The organism is Mycolicibacterium chengduense (assembly GCF_033741155.1).
Classification (GTDB): Bacteria; Actinomycetota; Actinomycetes; order Mycobacteriales; family Mycobacteriaceae; genus Mycobacterium.
The window spans coordinates 76,003-88,224 of record NZ_JAWQNH010000003.1; the positions used below are offsets into that span (position 1 = coordinate 76,003).

The following is a 12,222-nucleotide window of genomic DNA, read 5'->3' on the forward strand; positions in this document are numbered from 1 at the left end:
CGTGGGCACCGCTGATGCCGCACACGCCGACCGGGAATTGATGTCCGCCGCCGATGTGAGCCGGACCGTTTCCCGCATCGCGCACCAGATCATCGAAAAGACCGCGCTGGACGCGCCCGACGCGCCGCGGGTGGTGCTGCTCGGCATTCCTACCCGTGGGGTCCTGCTGGCCAACCGGCTGGCCGAGAAGGTCCACGAGTTCGCCGGGATCGAGCTGGCCCATGGCGCGTTGGACATCACGCTGTACCGCGACGACCTCAACATCAAACCGCCGCGGCCGCTGGAGGTCACCTCGATCCCGCCCGGCGGCATCGACGGTGCGCTGGTGATCCTGGTCGACGACGTGCTCTACTCCGGTCGCTCGGTCCGCTCGGCCCTGGATGCGCTGCGCGATATCGGTCGCCCGCGGGCCGTGCAGCTGGCCGTGCTGGTCGACCGTGGCCACCGGGAACTGCCGATCCGGGCCGACTACGTCGGCAAGAACGTCCCGACGTCGCGCAGCGAGAACGTCAAGGTGCGCTTGCAGGAGAGCGACGGCTACGACGGTGTGAAGATCGCCCCCCACGGAGGACCGAGCCGCTCATGAAGCATCTGTTGTCCGCCGCCGACCTCTCCCGCGACGAGGCGACGGCGATCCTCGATGACGCGGACCGGTTCCGTGAGGCGTTGCTGGGCCGCGAGGTCAAGAAGTTGCCGACGCTGCGCGGACGCACCGTCATCACGATGTTCTACGAGAACTCGACCCGCACCCGGGTGTCGTTCGAGGTGGCCGGCAAGTGGATGAGCGCAGACGTCATCAACGTCAGCGCCTCGGGCTCCTCGGTGGCCAAGGGCGAATCGCTGCGTGACACCGCCCTCACCCTGCGCGCCGCCGGGGCCGACGCCCTGATCGTCCGGCATCCGGCTTCGGGTGCAGCGCAACAACTCTCGAAGTGGACAGCGGAACCCGACGGGACCGGTCCGAACGTCATCAACGCCGGTGACGGCACCCATCAGCATCCCACGCAGGCCCTGCTCGACGCGCTGACCATCCGGCAGCGGCTGGGCTCGATCGAAGGTAGGCGGGTGGTCATCGTCGGCGACATCCTGCACAGCCGGGTCGCGCGATCCAACGTCGAACTGCTGAGCGCCCTCGGCGCGGAAGTGGTGCTGGTCGCGCCACCGACGCTGCTCCCGGTCGGGGTCGCGGACTGGCCGGTCAGCGTGTCGCATGAGCTGGATGCCGAACTGCCCGGCGCGGACGCCGTGCTGATGCTGCGGGTGCAGGCCGAGCGGATGAACGGCGGCTTCTTCCCGTCCACCCGGGAGTACTCGGTGCGCTACGGGTTGAGTGAGAAGCGGCTGGCGCGGTTGGCCGAGGACACCGTCGTGCTGCACCCCGGCCCGATGCTGCGCGGGATGGAGATCGCGCATTCGGTGGCCGACGCGCCGCAATCGGCAGTCCTGCAACAGGTTTCCAATGGCGTCCATGTGCGGATGGCGGTGCTGTTCCACCTGCTGGTGGGCGCAGAAGCCGACAAGGCAGAGGTGGTTTCGTGAGTGTCCTGATCAAGGGTGTGCGGCTCTACGGCGAGGGTGAGCCGGTCGACGTGCTGGTGGCCGACGGGCAGATCGCCCAGATCGGCGCGGGCCTGACCGGTGACACCGTGATCGATGCCGCCGGCCAGATCCTGCTGCCCGGTTTCGTCGACCTGCACACCCACCTGCGCGAGCCCGGCCGGGAGTACGCCGAGGACATCGAAACCGGTTCGGCTGCAGCCGCTCTGGGCGGGTATACCGCGGTGTTCGCGATGGCCAACACCGACCCGGTCGCCGACAGCGCGGTGGTGACCGACCACGTGTGGCACCGTGGGCAACAGGTCGGCCTGGTCGACGTGCACCCGGTAGGCGCGGTCACCGTCGGGCTGGAGGGCAAGCAGCTCACCGAGATGGGCCTGATGGCCGCCGGGGTGGGCCAGGTGCGGATGTTCTCCGATGACGGCATCTGCGTGGACGATCCGCTGGTGATGCGTCGTGCGCTGGAGTACGCCAGCGGGCTCGGGGTGCTGATCGCCCAGCACGCCGAGGAGCCGCGGCTGACCGTCGGCGCCGTGGCCCACGAGGGACCCAACGCCGCGAAACTGGGGCTGGCCGGGTGGCCGCGCTCGGCCGAGGAGTCCATCGTCGCGCGCGACGCGATCCTGGCCCGTGACGCCGGTGCCCGGGTGCATATCTGCCACGCATCCACCGCGGGCACCGTCGAGTTGCTGAAATGGGCCAAGGGCCAAGGTATTTCGATCACGGCCGAGGTGACCCCGCACCATCTGTTGCTCGACGACGCGGTGCTGGCCGACTACGACGGGCGCAATCGGGTGAACCCGCCGCTGCGTGAGGCCAGTGACGTGGCCGCGCTGCGCCAGGCGCTGGCCGACGGTGTCATCGACTGTGTGGCCACCGATCACGCGCCGCACGCCGAACACGAGAAGTGCTGCGAGTTCTCGCACGCGCGGCCGGGCATGCTGGGATTGCAGACGGCGCTGTCGGTGGTCGTACAGACCATGGTGCAACCGGGCTTGTTGAGTTGGCGCGACGTCGCCAGGGTGATGAGTGAGGCGCCCGCTGCCATCGTCGGGCTGCCCGACCAGGGGCGCCCGCTGGAGGTCGGCGAACCCGCCAACCTGACCGTCATCGACCCGGACGCCACCTGGACCGTCAGCGGTCCGGCGTTGGCCAGCCGCTCGGACAACACCCCCTACGAGTCGATGACCCTGCCGGCCACGGTGACGCTGACCCTGCTGCGCGGCAAGATCACCGCGCGGGACGGACAGGTCGGCTCATGAACACCCCCACGCTGATCGGGTCGCTGATCATGGCCGCCGTGCTGGCGGTGCTGATCGGTTTCCTGATCCGGCAGATGCTGCGCGGTTGGTTGCATCGCGCGCAGCGCCAGGCCGAGCTGATCGGGGCGCTGCCGGCGTTGCCGGACACGGTCGGACCGGCGCTGATCGGGCCGACCAAGGGGCTCTACGTCGGCAGCACCCTGGTCCCGCACTGGAACGACCGGATCGCCGCCGGGGGACTGGGCTTCCGCGCCAAGGGCGCGCTGACCCGCTACCCGGAGGGAATCATGGTGCAGCGCATCGGTTCCGGGCCGATCTGGATCCCCGACGAATCGATCGTGGTGATCCGTACCGAGCGAGCCATGACCGGCAAGGCCATGACCCACGACGGCATTCTCGCGATCCGCTGGAAGCTGCCGTCAGGAACCGAGATCGATACCGGCTTCCGGGCCGACGACCGCAACGAGAACATGAAATGGGTCAGGGAGGAAGCAGCGTGACCAGCCAGAAGGCAGTGTTGGTGCTGGAGGACGGCCGGGTTTTCACCGGCGTCCCGTTCGGCGCGATCGGGCAGACCCTCGGTGAGGCGGTGTTCTCCACCGGCATGTCGGGTTATCAGGAAACCCTGACCGACCCGAGCTATCACCGCCAGATCGTCGTCGCCACCGCACCGCAGATCGGTAACACCGGCTGGAACGGCGAGGACGCCGAAAGTCACGGCGACAAGATCTGGGTCGCGGGCTACGCCGTCCGGGACCCGTCGCCGCGGGCGTCGAACTGGCGCGCGACCGGCACACTTGAGGACGAACTGGTGCGCCAGGGCATCGTCGGGATCGCCGGGATCGACACCCGCGCCGTGGTCCGGCATCTGCGCAGCGCCGGCTCGATGAAGGCCGGGGTGTTCTCCGGAGAAAGCCTGGCCGACACCGACGAGCTGGTGGCGCGGGTGCGCAGCCAGCCGTCCATGTTGGGTGCCGACCTGGCCGGTGAGGTGTCCACCGACACCCGCTACGTGGTGGAACCTTTCGGCGCACAGCGCTTCACGGTGGCGGCCGTCGACCTCGGCATCAAGACCAACACCCCGCGCAACTTCGCCCGCCGCGGCGTGCGCACCCACGTGCTGCCGTCCGCGACCACCTTCGACGAGATCGCCGATCTCAAAGCCGACGGGGTGTTCCTGTCCAACGGGCCCGGTGATCCGGCCACCGCCGACCACATCGTCGGGGTCACCCGCCAGGTGCTCGAGGCCGGAATACCGTTGTTCGGCATCTGTTTCGGCAATCAGATCCTGGGCCGGGCGCTGGGCCGGTCCACCTACAAGATGACCTTCGGCCACCGCGGCATCAACATCCCGGTGCTGGACCACGCCACCGGCCGGGTCGCCGTCACCGCGCAGAACCACGGCTTCGCCCTGGAGGGGGAGGCCGGCGAGGAGTTCGACACCCCGTTCGGTCGCGGCATCGTGAGCCACACCTGCGCCAACGACGGGGTGGTCGAGGGCATCAAACTGATTGACGGACGGGCATTCTCGGTGCAGTACCACCCCGAGTCGGCTGCCGGTCCACACGACGCCGAGTACCTGTTCGACCAATTCATCGACCTGATGGCAGGGGAAAAGTAATGCCACGCCGTTCCGACCTCAACCACGTGCTGGTGATCGGTTCCGGGCCGATCCTCATCGGCCAGGCCGCCGAGTTCGACTACTCGGGCACCCAGGCCTGCCGCGTGCTGCGCGCCGAGGGGTTGCAGGTGACGCTGATCAACTCCAACCCGGCGACGATCATGACCGACCCGGAGTACGCCGACCACACCTACGTTGAGCCGATCACCCCGGCCTTCGTGGAGAAGGTGATCGCCCAGCAGGCCGAGCGCGGCAACAAGATCGACGCCGTGTTGGCCACCCTGGGCGGGCAGACCGCGCTGAACACCGCCGTCGCGCTGTACGAGAACGGTGTGCTGGAACGCTACGGCGTCGAGATGATCGGCGCGGACTTCGACGCCATCCAGCGGGGTGAGGACCGGCAGAAGTTCAAGGACATCGTGGCCAAGGTGGGCGGTGAATCCGCGCGCAGCCGGGTGTGTTTCACCATGGACGAGGTCCGCGACACCGTGGCCGACCTCGGGTTACCCGTCGTCGTGCGCCCCAGCTTCACGATGGGCGGGCTCGGCTCCGGCATGGCGTACTCGGCCGAGGATGTCGAACGGATGGCCGGTGACGGCCTGGCGGCGTCCCCGTCGGCGAACGTCCTGATCGAGGAATCGATCTACGGCTGGAAGGAATTCGAGCTCGAGCTGATGCGCGATCACCACGACAACGTGGTGGTGGTGTGCTCTATCGAGAACTTCGACCCGATGGGTGTGCACACCGGTGATTCGGTGACCGTGGCCCCGGCGATGACGCTGACCGACCGCGAATACCAGGTGATGCGCGATCTGGGCATCGCGATCCTGCGCGAGGTCGGGGTCGATACCGGCGGCTGCAACATCCAGTTCGCCATCAACCCGAAAGACGGCCGGCTCATCGTCATCGAGATGAACCCCCGGGTGTCGCGGTCCAGTGCACTGGCGTCCAAGGCCACCGGCTTCCCGATCGCGAAGATCGCCGCCAAGCTAGCCATCGGCTACACCCTCGACGAGATCGTCAACGACATCACCAAGGAAACCCCGGCCTGTTTCGAACCCACGCTGGACTACGTCGTGGTCAAGGCGCCCCGGTTCGCCTTCGAGAAGTTCCCGGGTGCCGACCCCACGCTGACCACCACCATGAAATCGGTGGGCGAGGCGATGTCGTTGGGCCGCAACTTCATCGAGGCGCTCGGCAAGGTGATGCGCTCGTTGGAGAACAAGCGGGCGGGCTTCTGGACCGGACCGGACCGCGACGCCACCCTCGATCAGCTGCTGACCGACCTGCGGACGGCCACCGACGGCCGGATCTACGACATCGAGCAGGCGCTGCGCCTGGGCGGCACCGTCGAGCAGGTTGCCGAGGCGTCCGGGGTCGACCCGTGGTTCGTCGATCAGATCGCCACCCTGGTGGCGCTGCGCGCCGAACTGGTCGACGCCCCGGTGCTGGATGTGGCGTTGTTGCGCCGGGCCAAGAACAGCGGCCTGTCCGACCGCCAGATCGCCGCGCTGCGACCCGAACTGGCCGGTGAGGGCGGGGTGCGGGCGCTGCGCGAACGGCTCGGCATCCACCCGGTGTACAAGACCGTGGACACCTGCGCCGCCGAGTTCGAGGCCCGCACGCCGTACCACTACAGCAGCTACGAACTCGACCCGGCGGCCGAGACCGAGGTGGCCCCGCAGACCGAGAAGCCCAAGGTGCTGATCCTCGGGTCGGGCCCCAACCGGATCGGGCAGGGCATCGAGTTCGACTACAGCTGCGTGCACGCGGCCACCACGCTGAGCGCCGCCGGGTTCGAGACCGTCATGGTCAACTGCAACCCCGAGACGGTGTCCACCGACTACGACACCGCCGACCGGCTGTACTTCGAGCCGCTGACGTTCGAGGACGTGCTGGAGGTCTACTACGCCGAGCAGGCATCCGGGGCCGGCGGCCCTGGCGTGGTCGGTGTGATCGTGCAGCTGGGCGGCCAGACGCCGCTGGGGCTGGCCGAGCGGCTGGAGAAGGCCGGGGTGCCGATCGTGGGAACCAGCCCCAAGGCCATCGACCTGGCCGAGGACCGCGGCGAATTCGGTGAGGTGCTGCGCAGCGCCGGCCTGCCCGCGCCCCGGTTCGGCACCGCCACCAGCTTCGAGCAGGCCCGCCGGATCGCCGCCGATATCGGCTACCCGGTGCTGGTGCGGCCGTCCTATGTGCTCGGCGGGCGCGGTATGGAGATCGTCTACGACGAGGAGACGCTGCAGGGTTACATCGAGCGCGCCACCGAGCTGTCCCCGGAGCATCCGGTGCTGGTGGACCGCTTCCTGGAGGACGCCATCGAGATCGACGTCGACGCGCTGTGCGACGGCACCGAGGTGTACATCGGTGGCGTGATGGAGCACATCGAGGAGGCCGGGATCCATTCCGGCGACTCGGCCTGCGCGCTGCCGCCCGTCACCCTGGGCCGCACCGATATCGAGAAGGTCCGCCAGGCCACCGAGGCGATCGCGCACGGTATCGGCGTCGTCGGGCTGCTCAACGTGCAGTACGCGCTCAAGGACGATGTGCTCTACGTGCTGGAGGCCAACCCGCGGGCCAGCCGTACCGTCCCCTTCGTGTCCAAGGCCACTGCGGTGCCGCTGGCCAAGGCCTGCGCCCGGGTCATGCTCGGCACCAGCATCGCCCAGCTGCGAGCAGAGGGTGTGTTGGCCGCCGAGGGTGACGGCGCCACCGCGGCGCCGGACGCGCCGATCGCGGTGAAGGAAGCCGTGCTGCCATTCCACCGGTTCCGCAAAGCCGATGGCTCGCAGGTCGATTCGCTGCTCGGCCCGGAGATGAAGTCCACCGGCGAGGTGATGGGCATCGACCGTGACTTCGGTACCGCCTTCGCCAAGAGCCAGACCGCCGCCTACGGGTCGCTGCCGGCCTCGGGCACCGTGTTCGTGTCGGTGGCCAACCGGGACAAGCGCTCACTGGTGTTCCCGGTGAAACGCCTCGCAGACCTGGGCTTCCGGGTGCTGGCCACCGAGGGCACCGCGGAGATGTTGCGCCGCAACGGTATTCCGTGTGAGGTGGTCCGCAAGAACTTCGAGGAACCAGGTGCCGGGCGGCCCGAGGTGTCCGCGGTGGACGCCATCCGGGCCGGCCAGGTGGACATGGTGATCAACACCCCGTACGGCAATTCCGGGCCACGGATCGACGGCTACGAGATCCGGTCGGCCGCGGTGTCGGTGAACATCCCGTGCGTGACGACGGTGCAGGGCGCCTCGGCCGCGGTGCAGGGCATCGAGGCCGGTATCCGCGGCGATATCGGGGTGCGGTCGCTGCAGGAGCTGCACAGCCAGTTGGGCGCGACCCCGTGACCCCGTTCGGGACGCGGCTCGCCGAGGCCGTCGCTGCCCGGGGGCCGTTGTGCCCGGGCATCGATCCGCATCCCGAACTGCTCACCGCATGGGGGCTGCCGGTGTCGGTGCAGGGCCTGCGCCGGTTCACCGACATCTGCGTCGAGGCGTTCGGCGGGTTCGCGATCGTCAAACCGCAGGTGGCTTTCTTCGAAGCCTTCGGGGCGAACGGGTTGTCGGTGTTGGAGGACTGCATTGCCGGGCTGCGCGCCGCGGGTGTGCTGGTGCTCGCCGACGCCAAACGCGGTGACATCGGTTCGACGATGGCCGCGTACGCGCGGGCCTGGGTCGGCGACTCGCCGTTGGCCTCGGACGCCGTGACGGCCTCGCCCTACCTCGGGTTCGAATCACTGCGCCCGCTACTGGACACCGCCGCCGCCCACGGCAGGGGAGTGTTCGTGCTGGCGGCCACCTCGAACCCGGAGGGTGCGAGCGTGCAACTGGCCACCGCAGGCGGGCGCACCGTCGCCCAGTCGATCGTCGACGCCGCGGGTGCGGAGAACCGCTCGAGCGGGCCGGGTTCGGTCGGCGTGGTGGTGGGTGCGACGTTGACCGACCTGCCGGATCTGGCTGCCCTGGACGGTCCGGTGCTGGCTCCCGGCCTCGGCGCGCAGGGCGGCCGTCCCGAGGATCTCGGCCGGCTCGGTGCCAGGGTGCTGCCCGCGGTGTCCCGCGAGGTGTTGCGCGCCGGACCGGACGTCGCGGCAGTGCGGGCCCGCGCCGAGGAGCTCCGCGACGCCGTCGCCTACCTGGCCTGACGGCGGCTCCGGACGGCGACGGTCAGCGCCGCCGCGCCGCCGACGAGCACCAGCCCCAACATCAGCGCGCCGGTGATGTCGCCGCGGTTGCGGGTGCGCAAGATCACCTGCTGGTAGTCGGTGTCGGCTTCGGCACGGGCGAACAGGTAGTCGTCGTCGATGTCCTGCGGGGCGTTCAGGTGATCGGTCCAGCGGGTCAGGTAGCCGACACCGTCCAGATACGGCGCCAGCACCGCACTGTCGACCGGACCGGCGAACTGCAGTGTGGGCGCGGTGCCTGCGACGGGCACCTGCACGGGATCCATCCGATGTGCGGCCAACAGGGACAGGACGACGGTCTGCGGGGCGGTGGCCGACCGGGACAGCCGCATCGGGTACACGACCGTGTCTGCGGCAAACGACAGCCGTAGCGGCTGCAGCGTCCCGGTCAGCGATTCGCCCGCGGCGCCGGGCACCAGCGGTCGGGAATGTAGGCCCCGCATCCGCAGGCCCACGCCGGTGCCGCGGTGTGCACGATGAGCGCGGCCAGCAGCATCAGCACGGCATAAAACGACCGGTGGGCGACCCGCACCGGCATAAAGCTACCGGTCGGGTGCCCACGCCACGAGCGGATTGGCCGGTCGCCCAGCCCGGCGGGACGGCCCCGACACGCCGACGCGCCGTGACCAGCAAGAATTCTTATCCGACCGCCAGAATCGTCGGACCGGCGACGCTGCGGCCCGACGCCGACGAACAGACGAGCATGTCGCCTTGACGCGAAAAGCCCTGGATATGCAGGTAGATCGGGTATCGGGGCGCCGACACCCCGGACGCCGCGGGCAGCCGCGGCTAAGGGCGGCGGCATCCCGCGCGCGCCCTACACGCTGGTCTTTTGGCCCCATTAGCCGGGGGTGGGGTTAGCTTTCGTCAGGATGCGTGGGTACGGTCGTCGTCGCTGGCTGGTTACGTAATCCAGCCGTGATGAAACAACAGATGGCGAGAGACGGAGGAACCCCGTGGCCCTTCCCCAGTTGACCGACGAACAGCGCGCGGCAGCGTTGGAGAAGGCTGCTGCCGCACGTCGAGCGCGAGCCGAGTTGAAGGACCGGCTCAAGCGCGGCGGCACCAACCTCAAGCAGGTGCTCACCGACGCCGAGACCGATGAGGTCTTGGGCAAGATGAAGGTCTCCGCGTTGCTGGAGGCGTTGCCGAAGGTGGGCAAGGTCAAGGCTCAGGAGATCATGACCGAGCTGGAGATCGCCCCGACGCGCCGCCTGCGCGGCCTCGGCGACCGTCAGCGCAAGGCCCTCCTGGAGAAGTTCGACTTCTCCTGAGCACGGACCGAACGAATAAGTGAACACTGGTGGAGGGCCGGGCAGGGCTGCCGTGGTGGTGCTGTCCGGCCCGTCCGCCGTCGGGAAATCCACGGTGGTCCGCTGCCTGCGCGACCGGATTCCCGACCTGTATTTCAGCGTGTCCGCGACGACACGTGCGCCGCGGCCCGGTGAGGTCGACGGTGTCGACTACCGGTTTGTCAGTGCCGAGCAGTTCCAGCATCTGATCGACGCCGGTGAACTGCTGGAATGGGCCGAAATCCACGGCGGCCTGCACCGTTCCGGCACGCCGGCCGAGCCCGTCCGCGCTGCGGTGGCCAACGGTTCGCCCGTGCTGATCGAGGTGGATCTGGCCGGAGCCCGTGCCGTCAAGGCGGCGATGCCGGAGGTGACGACGGTGTTCCTCGCGCCCCCCAGCTGGGAGGCGCTGGAGGAACGGTTGACCGGCCGCGGCACCGAGAGCCCCGAGGTGCAGGCCAGGCGGCTTGCCACGGCACGTGCCGAACTGGCCGCCCAGACCGACTTCGACGTGGTGGTGGTCAACACTCAATTGGAGTCGGCGTGCGCGGAATTGGTATCCTTGCTGGTGGCCCGCTAACCGACTGCCTTTTCCGGCCGCCTCACGGCCACCAACTGCATCTTCTCTATCACCGATTACAGCCGGGAGAATCTCCGTGACCTCTGTCGAGAACCTCGACGCCGCCAGTGCCTACGACACGCCGCTGGGCATCACCAACCCGCCCATCGACGAGCTGCTCGACCGGGCGTCGAGCAAGTACGCCCTGGTGATCTACGCCGCCAAGCGCGCCCGTCAGATCAACGACTACTACAACCAGCTCGGCGACGGCATCCTGGAGTACGTCGGCCCGCTGGTCGAGCCGGGTCTGCAGGAGAAGCCGCTGTCCATCGCCATGCGCGAGATCCACGGCGATCTGCTGGAGCACGCCGAGGGCGGCGAGTAGCGCACGGCGCCGGCGGGACACATGACCGCACGCAAGCGGATCGTCGTCGGTGTCGCCGGCGGCATCGCTGCCTATAAGGCCTGCACGGTCGTCCGCCAGCTGGCCGAGGCCGGGCATTCCGTCCGTGTCGTCCCCACCGAATCGGCGCTGAAATTCGTCGGCGCCGCCACCTTCGAGGCGCTGTCGGGTCATCCGGTGCACACCGGGGTCTTCGAGAACGTCGACGAGGTCCCGCACGTCCGCATCGGCCAGGAGGCCGATCTGGTGGTGGTGGCCCCGGCCACCGCCGACCTGCTGGCCCGTGCCGTCGCCGGGCGCGCCGACGACCTGCTCACCGCGACCCTGCTGACCGCGCGCTGCCCGGTGCTGTTCGCCCCCGCCATGCACACCGAGATGTGGTTTCACCCGGCCACGGTCGACAACGTCGCCACCTTGCGCCGCCGCGGCGCGGTGGTCCTGGAACCCGCCTCCGGGCGGCTCACCGGTGCCGACACCGGGCCGGGCCGGCTGCCCGAGGCCGAGGAGATCACCACCCTTGCCGCGCTGCTGCTGGAGCGCGGCGACGCCCTGCCCTACGACATGGCCGGGGTGAAGGCGCTGGTGACCGCCGGCGGCACCCGCGAGCCGCTGGACCCCGTGCGGTTCATCGGCAACCGCAGTTCGGGTAAGCAGGGCTATGCGATGGCACGGGTGCTCGCCCAGCGTGGCGCCGAGGTGACCCTCATCGCCGGCAACACCTCCGGCCTGGTCGATCCGGCCGGCGTACACGTGGTGCATATCGGGTCGGCGGCGCAGCTGCGCGATGCGGTGTCCAAACATGCCCCCGAGGCGAGCGTGCTGGTGATGGCCGCCGCCGTCGCCGACTTCCGGCCCGCCCAGGTGGCGACCGCCAAGATCAAAAAGGGTGCCGGCGAACCGTCCTCGGTCGACTTGATCCGCAACGACGATGTGCTGGCCGGTGCCGTGCGCGCCCGCGCCGACGGCCAGCTGCCCAATATGCGCGCCATCGTCGGGTTCGCGGCCGAAACCGGGGACGCCAACGGCGACGTGCTGTTCCACGCCAGGGCGAAGCTGCAGCGTAAGGGTTGCGACCTGCTGGTGGTCAACGCCGTCGGCGAGGGCAAGGCGTTCGAGGTGGACGACAACACCGGCTGGCTGTTGGGGGCCGACGGCACCGAGGCGGCTTTGCCACACGGCTCGAAGACTTTGATGGCCAGCCGTATCGTGGACGCGATCGGGGCGTTCCTGGCAACGGAGTGATCCCGCCGGTATCAACCTGCGGATAAGGGTTGCGCCGGTCGGGGGTTGCAGGTTGGCTCGCAGTGAGCGCGTATACGATTCGACTACCTAACTACCTGGAGGAAAA

General features: G+C 69.1%; 13 protein-coding genes. 11 read left to right on the top strand and 2 right to left on the bottom strand.

From position 1 onward, the window contains the following. Window position 1 precedes the first annotated feature (1 nt). From pyrR to pyrF, 7 genes are read left to right on the top strand one after another with little or no spacing between them, the layout of a single operon-like run. On the top strand, window positions 2-586 hold the full coding sequence (pyrR, locus tag SBI67_RS10810; RefSeq protein WP_318980569.1) for a bifunctional pyr operon transcriptional regulator/uracil phosphoribosyltransferase PyrR: 585 nt from the start codon (window positions 2-4) through the stop codon (window positions 584-586). After that, window positions 583-1,539 carry an aspartate carbamoyltransferase catalytic subunit gene (locus SBI67_RS10815; protein WP_318980570.1) on the top strand — a complete coding sequence of 319 codons (957 nt, stop codon included), beginning with the start codon at window positions 583-585 and terminating at the stop codon, window positions 1,537-1,539. Before pyrR ends, SBI67_RS10815 begins: the two co-directional genes overlap by 4 nt. Continuing rightward, entirely contained in the window at window positions 1,536-2,819 is a 1,284-nt protein-coding gene (locus tag SBI67_RS10820; protein ID WP_318980571.1) for a dihydroorotase, read from the top strand. Before SBI67_RS10815 ends, SBI67_RS10820 begins: the two co-directional genes overlap by 4 nt. Next, window positions 2,816-3,319 carry a PH-like domain-containing protein gene (locus tag SBI67_RS10825; protein ID WP_318980572.1) on the top strand — a complete coding sequence of 168 codons (504 nt, stop codon included), beginning with the start codon at window positions 2,816-2,818 and terminating at the stop codon, window positions 3,317-3,319. Before SBI67_RS10820 ends, SBI67_RS10825 begins: the two co-directional genes overlap by 4 nt. Further along, window positions 3,316-4,440 carry a glutamine-hydrolyzing carbamoyl-phosphate synthase small subunit gene (carA, locus tag SBI67_RS10830; RefSeq protein ID WP_318980573.1) on the top strand — a complete coding sequence of 375 codons (1,125 nt, stop codon included), beginning with the start codon at window positions 3,316-3,318 and terminating at the stop codon, window positions 4,438-4,440. Before SBI67_RS10825 ends, carA begins: the two co-directional genes overlap by 4 nt. Further along, window positions 4,440-7,784: a carbamoyl-phosphate synthase large subunit gene (gene carB / locus SBI67_RS10835; RefSeq protein ID WP_318980574.1), complete on the top strand. Its 3,345-nt coding sequence runs from the start codon at window positions 4,440-4,442 to the stop codon at window positions 7,782-7,784. Before carA ends, carB begins: the two co-directional genes overlap by 1 nt. Further along, window positions 7,781-8,581, top strand: a complete 801-nt coding sequence (gene pyrF, locus SBI67_RS10840; protein ID WP_318980575.1) for an orotidine-5'-phosphate decarboxylase — start codon at window positions 7,781-7,783, stop codon at window positions 8,579-8,581. The genes carB and pyrF overlap by 4 nt, the downstream gene beginning before the upstream one ends. Here pyrF and SBI67_RS10845 read toward each other — a convergent pair. Together SBI67_RS10845 and SBI67_RS10850 are read right to left on the bottom strand one after the other, a co-directional pair. Then, the gene (locus SBI67_RS10845; protein ID WP_318980576.1) at window positions 8,569-9,036 is read right to left on the bottom strand and encodes a DUF2330 domain-containing protein; all 468 of its coding nucleotides are present in this window, start codon (window positions 9,034-9,036) and stop codon (window positions 8,569-8,571) included. The two genes, pyrF and SBI67_RS10845, sit on opposite strands and share 13 nt — an antisense overlap. Next, window positions 9,009-9,152, bottom strand: a complete 144-nt coding sequence (locus tag SBI67_RS10850; RefSeq protein ID WP_318980577.1) for a hypothetical protein — start codon at window positions 9,150-9,152, stop codon at window positions 9,009-9,011. The genes SBI67_RS10845 and SBI67_RS10850 overlap by 28 nt, the downstream gene beginning before the upstream one ends. Before the next feature lie 424 nt (window positions 9,153-9,576). On the opposite strand from SBI67_RS10850, the gene mihF reads away from it, so the two are divergent. Genes mihF through coaBC form a run of 4 tightly spaced genes read left to right on the top strand, consistent with a single transcriptional unit; the run spans window position 9,577 to window position 12,116 of the window. Further along, the gene (gene mihF / locus SBI67_RS10855; RefSeq protein ID WP_011894593.1) at window positions 9,577-9,894 is read left to right on the top strand and encodes an integration host factor, actinobacterial type; all 318 of its coding nucleotides are present in this window, start codon (window positions 9,577-9,579) and stop codon (window positions 9,892-9,894) included. A 19-nt stretch (window positions 9,895-9,913) separates the two neighbouring features. Then, window positions 9,914-10,492: a guanylate kinase gene (gene gmk / locus SBI67_RS10860; protein ID WP_318980578.1), complete on the top strand. Its 579-nt coding sequence runs from the start codon at window positions 9,914-9,916 to the stop codon at window positions 10,490-10,492. A 55-nt stretch (window positions 10,493-10,547) separates the two neighbouring features. Next, entirely contained in the window at window positions 10,548-10,856 is a 309-nt protein-coding gene (gene rpoZ / locus SBI67_RS10865; RefSeq protein WP_266046446.1) for a DNA-directed RNA polymerase subunit omega, read from the top strand. Between the two features lie 21 nt (window positions 10,857-10,877). Beyond that, window positions 10,878-12,116 carry a bifunctional phosphopantothenoylcysteine decarboxylase/phosphopantothenate--cysteine ligase CoaBC gene (gene coaBC / locus SBI67_RS10870; protein WP_318980579.1) on the top strand — a complete coding sequence of 413 codons (1,239 nt, stop codon included), beginning with the start codon at window positions 10,878-10,880 and terminating at the stop codon, window positions 12,114-12,116. Window positions 12,117-12,222 lie beyond the last annotated feature (106 nt).

What these genes read in the sequence shown, in the direction of transcription:
- SBI67_RS10815 (WP_318980570.1), top strand. Translation starts at nt 583, where the DNA reads ATGAAGCATCTGTTGTCCGCCGCCGACCTCTCCCGCGACGAGGCGACG.
- SBI67_RS10825 (WP_318980572.1), top strand. Translation starts at nt 2,816, where the DNA reads ATGAACACCCCCACGCTGATCGGGTCGCTGATCATGGCCGCCGTGCTG.
- carB (WP_318980574.1), top strand. Translation starts at nt 4,440, where the DNA reads ATGCCACGCCGTTCCGACCTCAACCACGTGCTGGTGATCGGTTCCGGG.
- coaBC (WP_318980579.1), top strand. Translation starts at nt 10,878, where the DNA reads ATGACCGCACGCAAGCGGATCGTCGTCGGTGTCGCCGGCGGCATCGCT.